Source organism: Kitasatospora sp. NPDC051853, assembly GCF_044452665.1.
Lineage (GTDB): Bacteria > Actinomycetota > Actinomycetes > Streptomycetales > Streptomycetaceae > Kitasatospora.
Window position 1 is genome coordinate 23,985 of record NZ_JBITBY010000012.1, and the last position, 22,083, is coordinate 46,067.

Below are 22,083 nucleotides of genomic sequence, written 5' to 3' on the forward strand. Positions count from 1 at the left end.
CATGTCTGTTGCCGAGCCCGACCTGACGGCGCCCGCCGGCCTGCCGATGACCGGCGGCCAGCACGGGATCTGGCTCGCCCAGCAGTACGAACCGGAGAGCACCGCCTTCCACGCGGCCTACCACCTCGACCTGCACGGGGCGGTGGACCTGCCCCGGCTCTCCGCCGCCGCCCGCCAGGCCGTGGCGGAGGCCGGGTGCCTGCGGGTCCACTTCGCGTCGGGGCCGTCGGGGCCCGTCCAACTCCCGGACGGACAGCGGCCGGTGGCGGAACCCGAGCTGGTGGACCTGCGGGATGCGGCGGATCCGTACGCGGCGGCGGAGGAGTGGACGGCGGCCGACCGGGTGCGGCCGATCGACCTGGCGGCCGGGCCGCTGCACCGGCAGGCGCTGCTCCTGCTGGCCGGGGACGTGGTGCGCTGGTACCAGGTCTACCACCACATCGCGGTGGACGGCACCGGCGTCGCCCTGATCACCCGCCGGGCCGCCGCCCTCTACCGGGACCCGTCCGCCCCGGCCCCGGACTGGCGGCCGGCCCGCCTCACCGACGCCGAGCGGGAGTACCTGGACTCGCCCGCCCACGAGGCCGACCGCGCCTACTGGCGCGCCCGGCTGGCAGGCCGTCCCGAGCCCGCCCGCCTCGCGGCCTCCCGCCGCCACGCACCGACCGACGGCGAGCCGGGGGGCTCGACCGCAGGCACCGGTGCCGTGGCGGAGTACCCGGACGGCCCGCGCGGGGGTGCTTCCCTGAGGGGTGGTCAGGGCGGCGGTACCGGTGGGGCTCGGGTCGGTGCCCTCCCGGGGGACGGCCCGCGCGGGAGTGGTTCCCCGGCGGGTGGTCAGAGCGGCGGTGCCGGTGGGGCCCGGGCCGGTGCCGGCCTCCCGGCGGACGGTCCGCGCGCCACCGCCACCCGGGTGACCCGCCAGGTCGAGCTGGGCGCCGAGCGGGTGGCCCGGCTGCGGGCGGCCGCCCGGGGCCTGGGCGTGCGGACCTCCCGCCTGCTGGTGGCCGCCGTCGCGGCCTACCTGCACCGCAGCACGGGGGAGACCGACCTGCTGGTCGGCCTGCCGGTCGCCGCCCGGCCGGACGGCGGCCCGGCGGAGGTGCCCGGGATGGTCTCCAACATCCTGCCGCTGCGCCTCACCGTCCGCCCCGCCACCACCCTCGCCGAACTGGTCGCCGAAGTGGCGGACGGCATCGCCGAGTTGCTCCCGCACAGCCGCCTCCGGGCCGAGGAACTGGCCCGCGAGCTCGGCCTCGCCGAGGGTGTCACCGCCCTCACCGGCCCCACCGTCAACGTCCTGCCGGTCGGCACCGGTCTCGGCTTCGACGGGCACGCCCCGGAGTTCCGCCCGCTCTGGCTCGGCCCCGCCGCGGACCTCGCGGTCACCTTCGGGGAGACCCTGGCCGGTGACGGCATCCGCCTTGACCTGGCCCTGGACGCCCCGGCGGACGGGACCGTCGCCGCCGAACTGGCCGGACACCAGCGCCGGCTGCTGCGCGTCCTGGACGCCCTGACCGGCGACCCGGACCTCCCGGTCGGCCGGATCGAACTGCTCTCCGGCGCCGAACTGACCGAGCTGCTCCAGGAGTTCGGAGCCGACCCGGTGGACAGCCCGGAGCTGAGCTGGCCCGCGGCCTTCGAGCGCCAGGCCGCCCGTCGCCCGGACGCGACCGCCCTGGTCTGCGAGGACCAGCGCCTGAGCTACGCCGAACTCGACGCCGCCGCCAACCGCCTGGCGCACCTGCTGCTCGCCCGCGGCGTACGGCGCGAGGAGCCCGTCGGCCTCGCCCTGCCCCGCTCCGCCGAGCTGGTGGTGGCCCTGCTCGCGGTGCTCAAGGCCGGCGCGGCCCACCTCCCGCTGGACGCCGACCACCCGCGTGAGCGGATCGCCTACATGCTGGCCGACGCCGGGGTCAGGACGGTCCTCACCACCACCGCCCTGGCCGGCGAACTCCCCTCCGGCGTCGACGCCCTGGCCCTCGACGCCCCCGAGGTCCGGGCCGCGCTCGCGGAGTCCGGCACCGCCTCCCCGGGCCTGGACATCGCCCTGGACGAGGCCGCCTACGTGATCTACACCTCCGGCTCCACCGGCCGCCCCAAGGGCGTGCTGGTCCCGCACGACGGCATCGGCAGCCTGATCGCCACCGCCACCGAGCGGATCGGCGTGACCGAGGAGAGCCGGGTCGCCCAGTTCGCCTCCGTGGGCTTCGACGTGACGGTCTGGGACCTGGTGATGTCGCTGTGCGTGGGCGGGCAGGTGGTGCTGGTCCCGGCCGAACGCCGGGTCGCCGGGCCCGCGTTGACGGAGTACCTGACCGAACACCGCGTCACCCACATGATCCTGCCGCCCTCCCTGGTGGCCGCCCTGCCACCGGAGTGCACCCTCCCCGAGGGGGCCGTACTGGTGGTCGGCACCGAGGCGGTGCCGCAGGAGCTGGTCGCCCGCTGGTCCGGCCGGCTGCGGGTGGTGGTCGCCTACGGGCTGACCGAGGCGAGCGTCAACTCCACCCTGTGGCCCGCCACCCCGGGCCGGAGCGGCCCCGTCCCGATCGGCCGCCCGGACCCGAACACCCGCTGCCACGTGCTCGACCAGGCGCTGCGCCCGGTCGCGGTCGGGGTGGAGGGCGAGCTCTACGTCTCCGGGCGCGGCCTGGCCCGGGGCTACCTCGGGCGGTACGGGCTGACGGCCGAGCGCTTCGTCGCCGACCCGTTCGGCGAGCCGGGGAGCCGGATGTACCGCACCGGGGACCGGGTCCGCTGGCGGGCCGACGGCAATCTGGAGTTCCTGGGGCGGGCCGACGGGCAGGTGAAGATCCGCGGCCACCGGATCGAGCCCGGCGAGGTGGAGAGCGCCTTCATGGCCCGCCCCGGCATCGCCCAGGCCGCCGTGCTGGTCCGGGAGGACCACCGGGGCGTGAAGCGGCTGGTGGCCTACCTGGTGGGCGAGGAAGCGGCCGTGGTGGCGGCGCGGGCGGCGGTGGCGGGGGAGCTGCCCGAGTACCTGGTGCCGAGCGCGGTGGTGGCGCTGGACGGGCCGCTGCCGCTGACCCCCAACGGCAAGCTCGACCACCGGGCCCTGCCGGCCCCGGACTGGACCGCCGGCGGCGCCGCCGGACCGGCGCCCGCCACCGCGCTGGAGGCCACCCTGGCGAGGCTCTTCGGCGAGGTGCTGGCACTGCCCGCGGTCGGGGCGCACGACAGCTTCTTCGAGCTGGGCGGCGACAGCATCGTGGCGATCCAGCTGGTCAACTCGGCCCGGGAGCACGGCATCACGCTGACGCCCCGGCAGGTCTTCCGGCTGCGCACGGTCGCGGCGCTGGCCGCCGCGGCCACCCCGGCCGAGGCTGCCGACGCCACCCCGGCGGTGGAGCTGGACCGGAACGCGCTGCCGGTCTCCCCGCTCCAGGAGGGCTTCTTCTTCCACGCGGCGCTGGACGGCGGTGCGCAGGACCGGTACCTGGTCCAGGAGGTGCTGGAGCTGGCCGGGGAGGTGGACGACGAGCGGCTGGGCGGGGCGCTGCGCACCGTGCTGGAGCGCCACCCCCTGCTGCGGGCCGGCTTCCGTCAGCTCCCGGACGGCCGGGTGGTGCAGCGGATCGCGCCGCTGGGCGAACTGCCCTGGCGGGTCGTGGAGTCGGGCCCGGCGGCCGCCGGGGCCGTCGACGGTCCCCTGGAGGCCGCGCTCGCCGAGGACCGGGCCGCCGGGTTCGACCTCGGGGCGCCTCCCCTGCTGCGGGCCACCCTGCTGCGCACGCCCGGTCGGACCAGGCTGCTGCTGACGCTCCACCACATCGTGGCCGACGGCTGGTCCGTGGCCCTGGTCCTGCGCGACCTGCTCGCCGCCCACCGGGGCGCCCCGCTGCCGCCAGTGCCGTCCCCGGACGGCTACCTCGGCTGGCTGGCCACCCGCGACCGCGAGGCCGCCCGGGCAGGGTGGAGCACCGCACTCGCCGGGCCGCTCGAACCCCTCAAGCTGCTGGGTGAGGCAGTGGATGCCCCAGCCCCGGCCCCAGCCCACGGGACGGTCGCGGTCCGGCTCCCCGCCGAACTCACCGCCGGGCTGGCCGGGTTCGCCCGCTCGCACGGCCTCACCCTGAGCACCGTGCTGCACGGCGCCTGGGCCGTCCTGCTGGGTGCGCTGACCAACCGTGAAGAGGTGGTCTTCGGCACCACCGTCTCCGGCCGCACCACCGAGGTGGCCGGGAGCGCCGAGCTGGTCGGGCTGTTCAGCAACACCGTCCCGGTCCGGCTGCGACTGCGCCCGGAGGAGCCGCTCGCCGCCCTGCTGGCCCGCCTCCAGGAGGAGCAGAGCGCCCTGCTGGACCACCAGCACCTGGGCCTCGCCGAACTGCAACGGATCGCCGGGGGCGGCGAGTTGTTCGACACCCTGGTGGTCTTCGAGAACCACCCGGCGGCAGCCCTGGACGGCAGTCCCGCCGAGGACGGTCCGCGCATCACCGGGGTCGAGGTCCGCGACACGGTGCACTACCCGCTGGCCCTGATCGTGCTCCCCGGCGAGCAGCTGGAACTGCGCCTCAAGTACGACGGCAGCAGGATCACGGCCGCCGGGACCGCCGCCCTGGCCGCCCGCCTGACGGCCCTGCTGGTCACCGTCACCACCGCACCCGAACTCCCGCCGGCCGCCGTGGACCTGCTCTCCGACCGGGAGCGCTACCAGCTCGCCGCGCTCAACGCGACCGCCCACCCGGTGCCCGCCACCACCCTGCCGCGCCTGATCGCCGAGCAGACCGCACGGACCCCGGACGCGCCCGCCGTGGTCTTCGCGGGCAGCACCCTCTCGTACGCGGAACTGGAGCGCCGCGCCGAGCGGTTGGCCCGGTGGCTGCGCGGCCGGGGCATCGGCCCGGAGAGTCACGTGGCCGTCGCCCTGCCGCGCTCGGCCGAACTGATGGTGGCCCTGCTGGGCGTGCTCCGCTCCGGGGCCGCGTACCTGCCGCTGGACCCCGACCACCCGGCCGAGCGGCTCGCCGCGACGGTGGCGGACGCCGGGACCCGGACGGTGGTCACCACGGCCGGGGTCGCGCTCCCCGAACTCCCGGGCGTGGAACGGCTGCTGATCGAGGAGATCGAGGAGATCGAGGAGGCAGAGGAGATCGGGGACGGGCCGAGCCCAGTGGTCGCCCCCGAGGCGGCCGGACCGGACCACCCCGCCTACCTGATCTACACCTCCGGCTCCACCGGCCGCCCCAAGGGCGTGGCCGTCACCCACCGGGCGATCGTCAACCGGCTGGCCTGGATGCAGGACCGCTACCGGCTCGACGCCACCGACCGGGTGCTCCAGAAGACCCCGTCGAGCTTCGATGTCTCGGTCTGGGAGTTCTTCTGGGCGCTGTGCGAGGGCGCCACGGTGGTGCTCGCCGAACCCGGGGGCCACCAGGACCCGGCCTACCTCGCCGCCCTGGTGCGGGCCGAGCGGATCACCACCCTGCACTTCGTCCCCTCGATGCTGACCGCCTTCGTCCAGGCGGCCCGGTCGGTGGCCGATCCCGGCTGGGCGGTGAGCCTGCGCCGGGCCTTCGCCAGCGGCGAGGCGCTCGGCGGCGAGGCGGTCCGGGGGTGGGCCGAGGTCTCCGGCGGGGTGCCGCTGCACAACCTCTACGGGCCGACCGAGGCCGCCGTGGACGTCACCCACTTCGAGACCCACTTCGAGACCCGTGCCGAGGCCGGTACCGCCGCCGGCGAGGAGCGCCCCGTCGCCGGCGAGGGCCCGGTACCGATCGGCCACCCGGTCTGGAACACCCGGCTGCACGTGCTGGACAGCTTCCTGCGCCCCGTCCCCGAGGAGGTGGCGGGGGAGCTCTACCTGGCCGGGGTGCAGCTGGCCCGGGGCTACCACGACCGGCCCGGGCTGACGGCGGAGCGCTTCGTCGCCGATCCGTTCGGCGGGCCGGGGGAGCGGATGTACCGGACCGGGGACCTGGTGCGCCGCCGCCCGGACGGCGCGCTGGAGTACCTGGGCCGGACGGACCGTCAGGTGAAGATCCGGGGCCACCGGATCGAGCCGGGCGAGGTCGAGGCCGCGCTGGCGGCCCTGCCCGGGGTGTCCCGGGCCGCCGTGATCGCCCGGGACGGCGCGCTGCTCGGCTACGCGGTGCCCTCCGCGGCCGTGCTGCCCGGCACCGCACTGGACGGGGCGGCCCTGCGCGCCGCGCTGGCGGAGGTGCTGCCGGCCGCCCTGGTGCCGCAGGCCGTCCTCCCGCTGGCGGAGCTGCCCCTGACGCCCAGTGGGAAGCTGGACCAGCGCGCCCTGCCCGACCCCGTGCCCACCGCCGACCGGGCCACCGGCCGCCGGGAACCGCGCAGCGAGCTGGAGCGCGCGCTCTGCGCCGTCTACGCCGAGGTGCTGCGGCTGCCCGAAGCCGGCCCGGAGGACGACTTCTTCGTGCTCGGCGGTGACAGCATCACCTCCATCGCGGTGGCCACCCGCGCCCGGGAGCTCGGCCTGCCGGTCGGCCCGCGCGAGGTCTTCACCGCCCGGACCCCGGCCGGCCTGGCGGCCCTCCTGCCCGAGCCACCGAGTACCGGGGCGCCGACCACCGGGACGCCGAGCACCGAGCCACCGACCACCGACTCCCCGATCACCGAGCCGGAGCCCGCCGCCGCCGTGACCGAACCGACCGACCTCACCCTGGGCGCCGCCGAGGCCGCCGCCCTCCAGGCCCTGCTGGCCCGACAGGGCAGCACCGACCCGGCCCTCCGGGCCCTGCTGGCCAAACTGACGGCGGCAGCGCCCGTCCAACCTGCCCTGCCCGCCCCGCCCGCCCCGCTGCTGGAGCTGACCGGCGAGGAGCTGGCGCGGGTCGAGGCCACCGCCGGACGGGCCGTCAGCGAGGTGTGGCCGCTCTCGCCGCTCCAGGAGGGCATGTACTTCCACGCCAGCTACGACAGCGGCGACGCGCTGGACGTCTACCTCTCCCAGGAGACCCTGGAGCTGGACCACCGCCTGGACGCCGACCGCCTGCGCGCCGCCTGCCGGGCCCTGCTGGAGCGCAACCCCGGCCTGCGGGCGGGCTTCACCGCGGACGGCGTCCCCGACCCCGTCCAGTACCTGGTCGCCGACGCCGGGATCCCGCTCACCCTCGCCGACCTCTCGCACCTCCCGGAGCCCGAACAGGAAGCCCGCGCGGCCGAGTTGCTGGCGGCCGACCGCCGGCAGCGGTTCGACCTGACGGCCCCTCCGCTCTGCCGCCTGCTCCTGCTCCGCCGCGGCGGCGGACGGGACACCCTGGTGGTCACCCACCACCTGATCCTCTGGGACGGCTGGTCCGCCTGGCTCTTCCTGGAGGAGCTCTTCACCCTCTACGCCCGCTCCGGCGACGCCACGGGCCTCCCGCGGCCCGGCTCCTACCGCGACCACCTGCGCTGGCTCGCCGGCCAGGACTCCGGGGCCGCCCTCGACGCCTGGGCCCGCGCCCTCTCCGGCCTGGAGGAGCCGACCCTCACCGCCCCCGCCGGCCGCGACGGCGGGCCGGTGATCCCCGAGGACCACCACGCCCTGCTGGACGCGGCGACGAGCGAGCGCCTGCGCTCCGTGGTCCGCGCCCACGGCCTCACCCTCAACACCCTGCTCGCCGCCGCCTGGGGCCTGACCCTCTCGGCCGCCCTCGGCCGCTCCGACGTGGTCTTCGGCACCGCCGTGGCCGGGCGCCCCGCCGAGGTGCCCGAGGTGGCCGGGATCATCGGCATGTTCCTCAACACCGTGCCCACCCGGGTCGTGCTGCGCCCCGCCGAACCGGTTCCCGAGCTGCTCCGCCGCCTCCAGGCCGAGCGCGCCGAACTGATGCCGCACGAGTACCTCGGCCTCGGCGCGATCCAGCAACGGACCGGCCACCGGCGGCTGTTCGACACCCTCTTCGTGCTCCGCTCCGCCGACGGCGAGGAGCGCGCCGCCGCCCTGCGCACCCGGCACGGCATCACCGGCGTGGGCAACGTCGACGGCACCCACTTCCCGCTCACCCTGATCGTCACCCCCGAGGCCCGCCTGCGGGTCACCCTGGCCGCCCGCCCCGACCTCTTCCCCGCCGAGGCCGCGCGCACCGTCCTGGACCGCTACACCACCGTGCTGGCCCGCCTCGCCGAGGGCCTGGCCACCGCCACCCCGGTCGGGCGCCTGGACCTGCTGCTGCCCGGCGAGGCCCCCGACACCACCGGCACCCGGGAGGAGCTGCCGGACCGCACGGTGGCCGAACTCCTCGCCGAGCAGGCCGCCCGCACCCCCGACGCCACCGCCCTGGTCTGCGGCGAAGAGCGGCTGAGCTACGCCGAGTTGGACGCCGAGATCAACCGCCTCGCCCGCCTCCTGCTCTCCCGCGGGGCCGGCCCCGAACGCGTGGTCGCCCTCGCCCTGCCGCGCTCCGCGCGCACCGTGGCCGCCCTCTTCGCGGTGCTGCGCACCGGCGCCGCCTACCAGCCGCTCGACCTCGACCACCCGGCCGACCGCCTGCGGCTGATGCTCGACGACACCCGCCCGCTCTGCCTGCTCACCACCACCGAGGTCGCCCCCGCCCTGGCCGGTGCCGCCGCACCGGTGCTGCTCGACGACCCGGAGGTGCTGGCCGAGCTGGCCGCCCTCCCGGCCGGTCCGCTCGCCGAGGTCCCCGGGTTCGAACCCGGCCGCCCCGGCCGGCTGGAGCACCCCGCCTACGTCATCCACACCTCCGGCTCCACCGGCCGCCCCAAGGGCGTGGTCACCCCCTACCGGGGGCTGACCAACATGCAACTCAACCACCGGCGCGAGGTGTTCGCCCCCGCCGTCGCCTCGGCGGGCGGGCGCCGGCTGCGGATCGCGCACACCGTCTCCTTCGCCTTCGACATGTCCTGGGAGGAGCTGCTCTGGCTGGTCGAGGGCCACGAGGTGCACGTCTGCGACGAGGAGCTGCGCCGCGACGCCGAACAGCTGGTCGCCTACTGCGACCGCCACGCGGTGGACGTGGTCAACGTCACCCCGACCTACGCCCAACTCCTGGTGGAACAGGGCCTGTTGGACGGCCACCGGCCGGCCCTGGTGCTGCTCGGCGGCGAGGCCGTCCCCGACGCCCTCTGGCACCGCCTGCGCGACACCGGGGGCACCTACGGCTACAACCTCTACGGCCCCACCGAGTACACCATCAACACCCTCGGCGGCTCCACCGCCGACAGCCCCACCCCCACCGTCGGCCGCCCCATCCGCAACACCCGGGCCCACGTCCTGGACGCCGTGCTGCGCCCGGTCGCGCCCGGCGCCCCGGGCGAGCTCTACATCGCCGGCACCGGCCTGGCCCGGGGCTACCACGACCGGCCCGGCCTGACCGCCGCGCGCTTCGTCGCCGACCCCTTCGGCGAGCCGGGGGAGCGGATGTACCGCACCGGCGACCTGGTGCGCCGCCGCCCCGACGGCCTGCTGGACTTCCTCGGCCGCACCGACGACCAGGTCAAGATCCGCGGCTACCGGATCGAACCCGGCGAGATCTCCTCCGCCCTGACCACCCATCCGGCCGTCGCCCAGGCCGCCGTCCTGGTCGGCGAGGGGGCCCGCCTGATCGGCTACGCCGTCCCCTCTGCACCCGTCACCCCCGACGAGCTCCGCGCCCACCTGCGCGCGACCCTGCCCGACTACATGGTGCCCGCCACGACCGTCCTGCTGGACGCCCTGCCGCTCACCGTCAACGGCAAGCTCGACGTCCGCGCCCTCCCCGCCCCTGACCCCGCCGGGCTCACCGGCCCCGGCCCCGGCCGCGCCCCGCGCGACGACCGCGAACGCGCCCTCTGCGCGCTCTACGCCGAGGTGCTCGGCCTGCCCGAGGGCGGCGTCACCGTCGACGCCGACTTCTTCGACCTCGGCGGCCACTCCCTGCTCGCCACCCGCCTGATCGGCCGGGCCCGCACCGTGCTCGGCGCCGACCTGGCCATCCGCGACCTGTTCGAGGCACCGACCGTGGCCGAGCTGGTGGCCCGCGTCGACCGCGCCTCCGGCCGCGCCGCCCGCCCCGTGCTCCGGGCCGTCGGGCGCCCCGCCCGGCCCCCGCTCTCCGCCGCGCAGCAACGCCTGTGGCTGATCCAGCAGTTGGAGGGAACCTCGGCCGCCTACAACTTCCCGCTGGTGCTCCGGCTGCGCGGCCCCTTCGACCTCGCCGCCTGGACGGCCGCCCTCGCCGACCTGACGGTCCGCCACGAGCCGCTGCGCACCCTCTTCCGGGCCCACGACGGCCGCCCGTACCAGCACCTCCTGCCGCCCGCCGAGGCACTCCCCGAGGTGACGGTGGTCCCCGCGAGCGAGGAGCTGCTGCCCGACCTGATCGCCGCCGCCGTCGCCCGCCCCTTCGACCTCGCGGCCGAACTCCCGCTCCGGGCGAGCGTTCTGGAGATCGACCGGGAGGACCGGGTGGTGGTCCTGCTGCTCCACCACATCACCACCGACGAGTGGTCGGACCGCCCCTTCCTGCGCGACCTCACCACCGCCTACGCCGCCCGCCGCGCCGGACGGGCCCCGGAGTGGGCCCCGCTCCCGGTGCAGTACGCCGACCACGCGCTCTGGCAGCAGGAGCTGCTCGGCGCCGACGACGACCCCGAGAGCCTGGCCGCTGTCCAACTCGCCTACTGGAAGCGGACCCTGGCGGGCGCACCGGAGGAGCTGGAACTCCCCGCCGACCACCCCCGCCCGGCCCACCCCGGCTTCCACGGCGCCGACCTCACCGTGGACCTCACCCCCGCCACCCACCGCGCCCTGCGCACCCTGGCCCGCGAGCACGGCGCCAGCATGTTCATGGTGCTGCACGCCGCCGTCGCCGCCCTGCTGCACCGCCTCGGCGCCGGGACCGACCTGCCGATCGGCGCACCCATCGCCGGCCGCGACGAGGAGGCCCTCGACGACCTGGTCGGCTTCTTCGTCAACACCCTGGTCCTGCGCACCGACCTGACCGGCGACCCGAGCTTCGCCGAACTCCTCACCCGGGTCCGCGCCACCGACCTGGCCGCCTTCTCGCACGCCGACCTGCCCTTCGAACGCGTCGTGGAGGCGGTCAACCCGGCCCGCTCCACCTCCCGCAACCCGCTCTTCCAGGTGATGGTCGCCCACCACACCCGCACCGACGCACCGCTCGCGCTGGACGGCCTGCGCGCCGAGTACGTGCCCTACCCGACCCGGACCGCCAAGTTCGACCTGGTCTTCGGCTTCACCGAGCAGCTGGGGGAGCGGGAGCGCCTCGGCTGCCGGATCGAGTACGCCACCGAACTCTTCGACCGCCGCACCGTCGAGGAGCTGGCCGCCCGGCTGGAGCTGCTGCTCGACACCGTGCTCGCCGACCCGTCCCGGCCGCTCTCCCGTGCCGAGGTGCTCCGCGACGGCGAACGCGCGCTGGTACTGGAGACCTTCAACGCCACCGCCCGCCCGGTCGACGAGCTCACCCTCCCCGAGCTCTTCGCCGCCCGCCTGGCCGAACGCCCCGACGCGGTGGCCGTGGTGGACCGGGGCCGGGAGACCGACTACGCCGAACTCGACGCCCGGGCCGGACGGATCGCCGCCCTGCTGGCCGCCCGGGGCGTCGGCGCGGAGAGCGTGGTCGGCGTCGCCGTCCCGCGCTCGGCCGACCTGATCGCCACCGTCCTCGCGGTGCTGCGCCTCGGCGCCGCCTTCCTCCCGCTCGACCTCGCCCACCCCGCCGACCGCCTCACCCACTTCCTCACCGACTCCGCCGCCACCCTGGTGGTCGCCACCGAACCGGTGGCCGGCAAGCTCCCGGCCGTCGCCCCGCTCCTGCTCCTGGACGCCCCGGCCGTCGCCGCCGAGCTCGCCGCGGCCCCGCCCGCGCCGGCCACCGCGGTGGCACTGGACCAGGCCGCGTACGTCATCTACACCTCCGGCTCCACCGGCCGCCCCAAGGGCGTCGTCGTCCCGCACGAGGGCATCGCCAGCCTGGTCGCCACCGCCGTGGACCGGATGGGGCTGACCGCCGGCAGCCGGGTGCTCCAGTTCGCCTCCGTCGGCTTCGACGTCTTCGTCTTCGAGCTCGCCATGGCCCTGTGCCACGGCGGCCGCCTCGTCCTCGTCCCGGACGAGGCCCGGGTGGCCGGCCCCGCGCTCACCGACTTCCTGGCCGAACAGCGCGTCACCCACCTGATCCTGCCGCCCTCCCTGGTCTCCGCGCTGCCGCCCGGCTGCGCACTCCCCGAGGGCTCCACCATCCTGGTCGGCACCGAGACCGTCCCGCCGGACCTGATCGACCGCTGGGCCGGCACCGTCGACCTGATCGCCGCCTACGGCCTCACCGAAGCCACCGTCAACTCCACCCTCTGGCCCGCCGCCCGCACCGGCCGCCGGACCGGCCGGGTCCCGATCGGCGCCCCCGACCCCAACACCCGCTGCTACGTCCTGGACGACGGCCTGCGCCCCGTCCCGCCCGGCGTGGTCGGCGAACTCTACGTCGCCGGAAGGGGGTTGGCCCGCGGCTACCTGGCCCGCCCCGGCCTGACCGCCGCGCGCTTCGTCGCCGACCCGTACGGCGCCCCCGGTGCCCGGATGTACCGCACCGGCGACCGGGCCCGCTGGCGCCGTGACGGCAACCTGGACTTCCTCGGGCGGGTGGACACCCAGGTGAAGATCCGCGGCTTCCGGATCGAACTCGGCGAGATCGAGGCCGCGTTGACCGCCCACCCGTCCGTCGCCCAGGCCGCCGTGCTCCCCGACCGCCGGGACGACATCGTCCGCCTGGTCGGCTACGTGGTCCCCGCCGCCGGGCACACCCCGGACCCGGCGGCCCTGCGCACACTCCTCGCCGACACCCTGCCCGAGTACATGCTCCCCGCCGCGCTCCTCCCGCTGGACGGCCCGCTCCCGCTCACCCCGAACGGCAAGCTCGACCGCGCCGCCCTCCCCGCCCCCGACTGGGACGGCCTGACCGGGGCAGACCGGCCCGACGGCCCGGCCGAACAGGCGGTGGGCCGGGTCTTCCGCGAGGTCCTCCACCTGCCCACCGTCGGCCGCCACGACAACTTCTTCGCCCTCGGCGGCCACTCGATGGCCTCCATGCGCCTGGTCGGACGCCTACGGGCCGAACTCGGCGTCGAGCTGGGCATCCGGGACGTCTTCGACGCCCCCACCGTGGCCGGACTCGCACTGAAGCTCACCGCCTCCGCTCCCGTCGGCCGGCCCGCCCTCCTCCCGTCCCCCTCGTCCCGGCCGCTGCCGCCGGCCCCCGTCCAGCGCTGGCACACCGGCCCGGCGCACCCCGGCTGGGACCACGCCCTGGTGCTCCGCCCAGCCGGCGGCCTGGACCCGGCGGCCCTGGCCGCCGCGCTCGCCGACCTGGTGGAGCGGCACGCCCCGCTGCGCACCTCGGCCGCCGAGAGCGGCCAACTCCCGGTCGGCGGACCTCGCCTGGAGGTCTCCACCTGCCCCGACCTGTCCGCCCGGATCGCCGCCCTGGCCACCGAGCGCGCCGTCTTCCCCGACGGGGCCCCGCTCCGCGCCCACCTGCTGACCGACCCGTCCGGCGCCCAGGCCGTCCTGCTCACCCTCCACTACCTGGCCGTGGACGAGTGGTCCGTGGTCCCGCTGCTGCGCGACCTCACCACCGCCTACGCCGCCCGGCGCGGCGGCACCGCGCCCGGCTGGGCCCCGCTCCCGGTGGACTACGCCGACTACACCCGCTGGGCCCTGGCCGTGCTCGCCGCCGGTGACCTGCAGGCCACCCAACTCACCCACTGGCAGCAGACCTTGGCGGGAATCCCGGGCCGCATCGCACTGCCCGCCGACCGCCCCGCCCCGCCGGTGCGCACCCACCGCGGCGCGCACATCCCGTTCGTCCTCGACCCACGCCTGCACCGCGCCGTCGACCGCCTGGCGACCGCGACCGGCACCAGCATGTACATGGTGCTGCACGCCGCGCTCGCCGCCCTGCTCACCGCCCACGGCGCCGGGACCGACCTTCCCATCGGCACCAAGGTCGCCGGCCGCACCGACGACCGGCTCGCCGACCTGGTGGGCTGCTTCTTCAACACCGTCGTCCTGCGCACCGACACCGGCGGTGACCCGAGCTTCGCCGAACTCCTCGGCCGGGTCCGGGAGACCACCCTGGCCGCGCTGGAGCACCAGGAGCTCCCCTTCGCCGAGGTGCTCCGGGCCACCGATCTGGCGGGTCACGCACCCCAGGTGATGGTCATCCACCACGAGGCAGCCGAACTCGCCCTGCTGGAAGGCGGATTGGGTACCCTCGAAGCCGTTCCGACCGGCTGGACCCCGGCCGACCTGACCCTGAGCTTCCACGAACCGCGCGGCGACGGCGAGGTGCACTGCGCCCTGATCCATGCCACCGACCGCCTCGGCCCCCGGAAGGCCGCCGCCCTGGCCGGCGAACTCCTCGCCCTCCTCCGCGCCGTCACCGCCAACCCCGACCTCCCGCTCACCGTCCTCGCCGCCCTGATGACCACCCCCTGCACCGACTGAGGAGCCCGACCCCCGTGACCACCAACCCGTTCGACGACCCCGAGGCCGACTTCCACGTCCTGGTCAACGCCGACAACCAGCACTCCCTCTGGCCCGCCTTCGCCCCCGCCCCGCCCGGCTGGACCAGCGTCCTCGGCCCCACCACCCGCGAGGCCTGCCTCACCCACATCGAGTCCCACTGGACCGACCTCCGCCCCACGAGCCTGACCGCCCGTCAGCCCTGAGCAACAGGGGCCCACCGGAATCTCCGGAGGGCCCCTCGGTACGGGTGCGCCCGTACTACACCTCGAACCGGGCGGCGAAGGTGGTGAACGCCGACCAGGACTCGACGGGGAAGACGAGGGCCGGCCCGTGGGGGTCCTTGGAGTCCCGGGTTCGCCATCTGACGGCTGTCCATCCATCGGAGGCCCCACATGACCAGCGCCACCTCCACCAGACCGAAGTCGCATCCCGTTGCCGACCCCGTCCCCGAGAACGACGACGAGGCGGCGGCAGGTACGTGGATCTCGATCCGGGTGCACGACAGGCGGCCTGACGGTTCGATCCTCATCCGATCCGACCGCCGGTACTCCGGCGAGCCCGTCCGGGGCAGTGGCGGGTACCCGCCGTGCGGATGCCCGCCGCCGTGTCCGCTCCGCAGCGAGTGCACCTGATCCGACTCGGCACGCCGGCACGCCTCGGTTGACCACCGAAGGGTGCGGTGGAAGTCTGTCAGTGATCACGCGGCATCGAGGTTCGGGGGAGTCATGTCCGCATTCGGCGCGGTCCTGTTCGACTGGGTGGGAACGCTCGTCGTCCCGAAGTGGGGCCCCGTCAAGTCCGGCCCCAGCGGTACCTGGTGGATATCCCACGCACTTCGCGGTCTCGGCCGCGACGGTTCGGCAGTAGCGGTCCAACACATCAGCACCGCCCTGTCCGAGGCGGGACGCCGCCCCGAGGTCATCGAGGGTTGGCGTGGAGCCGACGCCTCCGCCGCCACCTATCGCACGGCCTACCTCCGCTGGGTCGGGGCCGCCGGCCTCGACCCAGCACTGGCCGACGCGCTGTACGAGGGTCTGGCCGACCCTGCCACGGCCCGCTTCGCCTCGGACGTCGCGCCCACGCTCGCCGCGCTCAGGTCGGCGGGGCTGAAGGTGGCCGTCATCAGCGACATCCACTTCGACATCCGTCCCGCCTTCGCCGAGGCCGGACTCGACGCCTACATCGACGAGTTCGTCCTCTCCTACGAGGTGGGCGTCTGCAAGCCCGAACGCGCCATCTTCCGGGCCGCCCTGACCAGCCTCGGCCTCCAGCCCCACCAGGCCTTGATGGTCGGTGACCGCTCTGCCTACGACGGCGCCGCCATCGAGGTGGGCATCCCCACCCTCCTGGTGCCGGTCCTCACCGATCCGACCGAAGAGCGCCTCCACCTCGTCCTCAAAACCTGTGGCCTGTCCGCTGGTTGATCACGCGGGCGGGCGGTCGGGCTGAGAGGATTGTGGTCATGGAGCAGACGCTGGGTCAGCGAGAGGCCTCGGACGCGGTGAGCGACGCGGGATGGCGCTTCCTGCTGGGCACGATCCGAACGTCGGTACCGGTCCGCTCACTTGCCGAGGGAGCCGCGATTGCGGCGAGCGCGGTGGCGGTGTGCGGTGACCACGCTGATCAGCACCTCCGCGCCGATGTCCGACCTGAGAGGGTGGTGCTCACGCTTCAGTCGCTGGACCACGCCGCGGTGACCACTCGTGACGTCGCTCTCGCGCATCGGATCTCCGGCGTCGTGCGCGAGGCCGGTTCGCGGACGGAGCCGGAGATCGGTGCGGAGGCACCACGGTCGGTCCAACTCCTCGAGATCGCGATCGACGCACTCGATATTGCGGCGATCCGGCCGTTCTGGAAGGCAGTGTTGGGCTACGCCGACGAGGTGGGAGCTGACGGTCCCGTGGATCCGCTCGTCGACCCGGTCGGGCAGGGCCCGGCGATCTGGTTCCAGCAGATGGACCAGGCGCGCTCGGAACGCAATCGCATCCACTTCGACGTCTGCGTCCCGCACGACGAGGCACCCCGGCGGATCGAGGCCGCACTGGCGGCCGGCGGCCGAATGGTGTCCGCCGACAGAGCGCCGGCCTTCTGGGTGCTCGCCGACGTCGAGGGCAACGAGGCCTGCGTGACCACCTGGCAGGGCCGAGACGGATAGCGCTCGTCCTCACGGGGTCGTCGTCAGGCGGGTGGCAGTAGGTCGCTCTCGCTGACGGTGTACGTCAGCGAGGGGTAGACGAAGTCCGTCTCGTTGTTCTCGCGCCGCCGGAGTTGGTAGAACTCGCGCCGCTGGTCGTCGTCGGCCGACGTGAGGGGAGTGCCCTGGGGGAGATGTGCCTGGCCGTCGTGGAACCGGAGAAGGGTCTTCGACGTTCGGAACGTCACGCCGAGCCACTGGTTCTCCGTCCGCTGGGACGGCGTGTCGAGGACGATCCGGTGCTTGAGACGCCGGTTCGTTTCGACCGAGAAGACGACGAATCCGTGGTGGGTGAGGGGGACTTCGAAGGTCTCGCCGGAATCCTTGGATTCGACGATCAGCTTCCTCGGCGGGATGGCCTCGGGGTGCTCGTAGCAGGAGAAGACGGCGATGAACGACGCGTCGGCGAGGTCGAGGGCCTGGTCCGAATGGGCGCCCATCTTGGTGTACGCGTTCGTGTAGCACTCGATGAGGGCGTTGTTGAAGCCGACCGGCAGGGCGGCGCGTTCCTGGATCAGGCGAGCCAGCCGCTCGTGCACCGCACCGAAGTGCTGTGCCGGGTGGGCGTACTGACTGGTCGTGCGTACGAGCGGAACGCCACCGCTCGCCTCGTCGACCTTGGTGAGCGTGGTGCCGCGCCGTCCCTTTCCCAAGTCCTCGAAGCGGGCCGAGACGGAGAGCTCCGCGAAGAGGTTTTTCTCCACCGCGAGGTCGTAGCCGAGAACGGCATCCGAGATCCTAGACGCGGGGAGCAAGGTAGTCTCCCGAGTTCATGCTGAAGAGGAACTTGTCACCGTAATCGACGAAGGACGTGCTCCGGTTCTCCTCGGCGTACAGCCGGCGCAGGTCGTCCATGCCCTCCTGCGTGGCAGCCTCCAACTCAACGAGCTCACCGCCCTGTTGGAGAAAGGTGTGGCCGTCCTTGTGAACGGCCTCCGTGCTCGAACAGCGGACCACGTACCCAAGTCGGGTCGGGAGCAGCTCGGCGTCCAGGGTCGAGGGACGGATCTCGTGGGTGTAGAGACGATTGGTGGACAGCGGCATGAAGAAGACGGAACCGGGATACAGGGTCACCCCGAACCGCGCGGGAAGAGCGGCGATCGGCTCCTTCAGGCGGAAGTTGAGCCTGGTGAGCCCGCTGGTGCGCTTTACACCGCGGTCGAAGGGATCATCGGCCATGGGCCGGAGCCTGTCGAGTCCGTCGTAGAAGGTGCAGAAGGCCATGATGCCGTTGACGGGCATGTCCTTCGTCTTGTCGGCGTGGGAGGAGATCTTGGCCTTGGACTGCTTGCGCTCCGCCGTGGCGAGGGTGTTGTGGTAGACCTGCGCGAGCACGTGGTTGAGCGGTGCCTGGCCACGGAAGACGGTGGCGGCCTCGTGGTTGAGGGCCTCGACGATTTCGGTGTCGGTCGTGCGGAAGGTCTCGGTCGGCCCCGAGAGGTTGGTGGAGCAGCGGAGCAGGCGGAAGTGCAGCGCGTCGTCATCGTTCCGCTTGACGGGCGTCAGGTAGATCCCGCTGCGGTGGGCCGTCCCCGGCTTGGTGGACTCCGTCAGGGACTGGAACTCGTGCTCGGCGCGGATCCTGCCGAAGTGGTCGGCTTCGGGCTCGAAGAAGCGGCGGTAGTACACGCCGACGCCGTGCACACGGACCGGAACCCGGCCCAGGCCGACCACGGTCCACGGCCCGTCGGTGCCCTCCGGATAGCCGTGCGACAGCTCGCTGACGACGAAAACCCGTGCAGCCGAACGAAGTTCGTGGGCGCTGAAGCCGGAGACGTCACCGCACAGGTAGACGGTCTTCCCCGCGATCTCGGTCGAGCCGGAGGCGAGTTCCTCAGGCGTGATGACGGACCCGAAGAAGTCCCCGAGCAATTCACGGTCCGTCACCGTCGAAGGTGCGACCAGGATGTTGTCCGCATCCTCGATGTGGGCTTCTGCTGTCTGCATCAAAAATTACCTGTCGTTCGCCGAGCCTCGATGCTCTCACGAGGCTCGGCGGCGGACAACGAACGGTTGTGCAGCTGCTGCTACTGCAGGTGCCGGGTGAAGAACCGGGCGGCGGCCTCTCCGGCGAACTGCGGGACGCCGGTGTGCCCGCCCATGTTGGCGTTGAGCGTCTTCTCCCGGGAGGCGAAGGCGTCGAAGAGTTCGAGGGAGGCCTGCCGGTCGTTCCCCTCGTCGTCCCACTGGAGCAGGACGTGCAGCGGAATGCCGACCCGCCGGGCCTCCTCCAGGGTGGCGGCGGGCACGAAGCTCCCCGCGAACAGGACGGCCGCCTCGATGCGCGGATCGACCGCCGCCAGCCGGGTGCCGATGGCGATCACCCCGCCGGAGTAGCCGACGGGGCCCCGGAGTTCGGGCAGTTCGAGGAGGGCGTCCAGAGCGGCTCGCCACTCCGGGACGGCCCGGTCCACCAACGGGAGGATCAGGGCGTCGACGATGGCCGGGCCGACCGGTTCGCCGGCCTCCATCGTGCGGCGCAACTCGGCGCGGGCGCGGTCGAGTTCGGGCAGACGAGGGCGGTCTCCGCTGCCGGGGAGTTCGATGGTGGCGGTGGCGAAGCCGTCCGCCGCGGCCTGTCGCGCCCGGGCGAGCAGGGCGGGGTACATCCGGGTCAGGCCGAGGGGAGGGTGGCCGAGCAGGATCAGCGGGGCCGGCTCGGCGGCCGGTGCGGGCGTCCAGAGGAAGCCCGGGACGTCGCCGAGGGTGAACCCGCGCTCGAGGAGGTCGCCGTCGAGACGCTGTTCGGAGGTGAAGCGCATGGTCGTCATGCCTTTCGGGAGAGCTCGGGAAACGGCGCTCCCGGACGACCTACCGCCCGACCGTGACCTCGGAGAGGAGCACCCACGTCGATACTGCGTTCACGGGTACCACCTCCTCGTCCTGCCACACGGTCACCGGAAATCTAGCAGCGGCCACGACCGGGAGCCAAACGCTCACCGTGCCCCCATGACCGCCGAGCTGCGTAGGACGTTCGAGGTGGTGACGGCCGGGCGCCGGTAAGTCGGTGGAGGGGGCGGAGGGGGCACGGTCATACTCGGCCGGTATGACGAGTGATCAGGAGGGACCGGGCGCCGAGGCGCTGCGGCGGGTGCTGGAGCGGGCGGGCGGGCCGGAGGTGCTGGCGCTGCTGGCCGAGGAGTTGAGCGGGGCGGACCTGACCACCTTGATGCTGGAGGTGTACCGGCGGCGGGCCGGGCGGACCGGGCCGGCCGAGGTGATGCGGCGGTACCGGAGTGACCGTTTCGTGGCGCCGTCCCCCGTCGGGTACCGGGAGCTGCGGCGGGCCGAGGACCGGCTGGTGGCGGCGCTGCCGGAGGGGTTCGAGGTGGTGACGCTCGCCCCGTTGGTGCCGTTGGCCGCGCACAGCGCCGTCGGCCCCGTCGACCCGCGCAAGGTGGTGGCCACCGTCCGCGGTACGGAGGTGGCGGCGGACCCGACCAACGGGCTGGCCCTGGAGGCGGCCCGGCGGCGTGCGGAGGTGGCGGCGGACAGGCGGGCGGCGGCGGGGCCGGTGCGGCTGGCGGCGAGTCAGCGGGTGGTGCGGGCGCAGCGGTTCCAGGGGGCCGGGATGTCCGCCCACTTCCAGCTCTTCGCGGTGGTGACGGCGGGACGGGACAGCGGCGGGCAGCGCTTCGAACGCGAGCACCTGCTGGAGCACCTCCGCTTCGCGGCGCGGGCCCTGGCCGGCCCCACGGGTGGGCGGGCCGAGATCCGCCTCACCGTGCTGGATGCCTCCGCCGCCCCGCTCCTGGAGCACGTCCGGACGGAACTGGCCGGCACCCCGGGCCTGGACGTGGTCGAGGACCCCGACCGGGCCACGGGGCGCGGCTACTACTCCGGCCTCTGCTACAAGGTGCACCTCGTCACGCCGGACGGTCCGGTGGAGGTCGCGGACGGCGGCTTCACCGACTGGACCCGGCGGCTCACCGGCAATGGCAAGGAGCGCCTGCTGATCGGCGGCTTCGGCGTGGACCGCCTCGCCGCCGGGCCGGCGCTGTGAGGGGCCGTCAGGTCCGGTCGGGGGAAGGGGAAGAAGGGGAAGGGGTGCCGCGGCGCTGGAACCAGCGGGCCACCGGGTGCAGGGTCGCGCCGTGCAGCAGGATGCTGAGCAGCACGGTGGTGCACATGACGTCGATGACGAAGAACCCGCGCTCCTCGTCCAGGTGGGTGGCGGCCAGGACGGCGAAGACGATCGAGGTGACGCCGCGCGAGCCGAGCCAGCCGATCGCGGCGCGCTCCGGCCAGGAGAACTCCAGCCGCCCGAGGGAGAGCAGCACCGGCACCATCCGGGCGACGGTGAGGACCAGCAGCGCGTAGCCGAGCACCGTCCAGGACACCCCGTCGGCGAACTCCTGGGCGGCCAGGGCGCCGAGCGTGAACCAGACCGCGAAGGCCATCAACTGGCTGGTGTCGCGCACCAGGTGGACGGTGGCCGGGCCGAGGGTGTGGGCGGCGGGGGCGAAGCAGACCCCGGCCACGAAGGCGGCGACGAAGCCGTTCCCGTCGATCAGGACGGCGGAGCTGTACGCCAGGAACGGCAGCGCCAGGGTGGCGAACGGGAGCGACTCGGGGCCGGTCCAGCCCTTGGCCACCGCCACGGGGGCGACCCGGCTCGCGAGCAGGCCCCAGAAGCAGCCGACCAGCAGGGCCAGGCCCGCGCCCTTGAAGGTGCTCCAGAGCAGTGAGCCGACGGAGGTGTCGGCGGCGGAGGTGAGGTTGGCCAGGCAGAACAGGAAGACGGGGGAGATGAGGCCGTCGTTGAGGCCGGCCTCCAGGTTGAGCGCGGCCCGGACGCGCAGCGGGATGCGGGCCTCGGCCAGCAGGGCCGAGATCGGGGCCAGGTCGATCGGCATCACCACCAGGGCGATCACCGCCGGCAGCCACCAGCCCTGGCCGGGGAAGAGGAGGTGGCCGAGCAGGGTGGCCAGGCCGATCGAGGCCGGGAGCGCCAGGGTGAGCAGCCGCCACTCGCCGGAGGTGCGGGAGCGGTCGTAGTCCTTGGACTCGGTGGCGTCGGTGAACAGCAGGACGGCGAGCACGACTTCGGTGGCGAGCTGGAAGCCGTGCGCGTCCAGGTCCAGCGGGACGGTGGGGTCGTCGCCAGTGGTGAGCGCCATCCCGGCGAGGGCGAAGGCCAACGGCCCGGTGACGCTCCAGCGCGCCAGCCGGTCGGCCATCAGGGCCCAGGCGAAGAGCAGGAACAGCAGGATCAGTATGGCGGTCATCGACTCTCGCAGATCAGTGGCGCGGCAGGTACGGCGGCGGGTACGGAGGGGTGAGTCGATCACCCGTCCGCGCGCCAGCCTCTCAGAGCCGCGCCTGCCCCCGGCGGCGCCACACGGGCAGTCCCGGCTGCCCCGGACGCGGCTCCGCCCCGGTACCGCGGGGTACCGGGGCGGGTGGTCCGACGGACCGTCAGGGG

10 protein-coding genes are annotated in these 22,083 nt (G+C 74.4%); 5 read left to right on the forward strand and 5 right to left on the reverse strand.

Annotated elements, in window-relative coordinates; translation table 11 throughout:
* The first annotated feature begins 1 nt into the window (after position 1).
* Together ACIA8O_RS30590 and ACIA8O_RS30595 are read left to right on the forward strand one after the other, a co-directional pair.
* Complete coding sequence (locus ACIA8O_RS30590; RefSeq protein WP_396297227.1) at positions 2-14,443, forward strand: amino acid adenylation domain-containing protein; 14,442 nt, start codon at positions 2-4, stop codon at positions 14,441-14,443.
* 14 nt (positions 14,444-14,457) lie between these two features.
* A complete protein-coding gene (locus tag ACIA8O_RS30595) occupies positions 14,458-14,667 on the forward strand; it encodes an MbtH family protein (protein WP_396297228.1) in 210 nt (69 codons plus the stop codon).
* Positions 14,668-14,722: 55 nt separating this feature from the next.
* On the opposite strand, the gene ACIA8O_RS30600 is transcribed toward ACIA8O_RS30595, so the two are convergent.
* Entirely contained in the window at positions 14,723-14,938 is a 216-nt protein-coding gene (locus tag ACIA8O_RS30600) for a DUF397 domain-containing protein (RefSeq protein WP_396297430.1), read from the reverse strand.
* 251 nt (positions 14,939-15,189) lie between these two features.
* On the opposite strand from ACIA8O_RS30600, the gene ACIA8O_RS30605 reads away from it, so the two are divergent.
* Together ACIA8O_RS30605 and ACIA8O_RS30610 are read left to right on the forward strand one after the other, a co-directional pair.
* Positions 15,190-15,888 (forward strand): HAD family hydrolase, encoded by a 699-nt coding sequence (locus tag ACIA8O_RS30605; protein ID WP_396297229.1) that lies wholly within the window; start codon positions 15,190-15,192, stop codon positions 15,886-15,888.
* A gap of 38 nt (positions 15,889-15,926) precedes the next feature.
* Positions 15,927-16,619 carry a VOC family protein gene (locus tag ACIA8O_RS30610; RefSeq protein ID WP_396297230.1) on the forward strand — a complete coding sequence of 231 codons (693 nt, stop codon included), beginning with the start codon at positions 15,927-15,929 and terminating at the stop codon, positions 16,617-16,619.
* Positions 16,620-16,642: 23 nt separating this feature from the next.
* On the opposite strand, the gene ACIA8O_RS30615 is transcribed toward ACIA8O_RS30610, so the two are convergent.
* The 3 genes from ACIA8O_RS30615 to ACIA8O_RS30625 all read right to left on the reverse strand — a co-directional run bounded on the left by ACIA8O_RS30615 (position 16,643) and on the right by ACIA8O_RS30625 (position 19,420).
* Positions 16,643-17,413 carry a hypothetical protein gene (locus ACIA8O_RS30615; protein WP_396297231.1) on the reverse strand — a complete coding sequence of 257 codons (771 nt, stop codon included), beginning with the start codon at positions 17,411-17,413 and terminating at the stop codon, positions 16,643-16,645.
* Positions 17,397-18,605 carry a hypothetical protein gene (locus tag ACIA8O_RS30620; RefSeq protein ID WP_396297232.1) on the reverse strand — a complete coding sequence of 403 codons (1,209 nt, stop codon included), beginning with the start codon at positions 18,603-18,605 and terminating at the stop codon, positions 17,397-17,399. Before ACIA8O_RS30620 ends, ACIA8O_RS30615 begins: the two co-directional genes overlap by 17 nt.
* Positions 18,606-18,685: 80 nt before the next feature.
* Entirely contained in the window at positions 18,686-19,420 is a 735-nt protein-coding gene (locus ACIA8O_RS30625; RefSeq protein WP_396297431.1) for an alpha/beta hydrolase, read from the reverse strand.
* 284 nt (positions 19,421-19,704) lie between these two features.
* Here ACIA8O_RS30625 and ACIA8O_RS30630 point away from each other — a divergent pair, with 284 nt between their 5' ends.
* Entirely contained in the window at positions 19,705-20,661 is a 957-nt protein-coding gene (locus ACIA8O_RS30630) for a hypothetical protein (protein ID WP_396297233.1), read from the forward strand.
* Between the two features lie 7 nt (positions 20,662-20,668).
* Here ACIA8O_RS30630 and ACIA8O_RS30635 read toward each other — a convergent pair whose 3' ends face one another.
* The gene (locus tag ACIA8O_RS30635; protein WP_396297234.1) at positions 20,669-21,886 is read right to left on the reverse strand and encodes a cation:proton antiporter; all 1,218 of its coding nucleotides are present in this window, start codon (positions 21,884-21,886) and stop codon (positions 20,669-20,671) included.
* Positions 21,887-22,083: the final 197 nt, after the last annotated feature.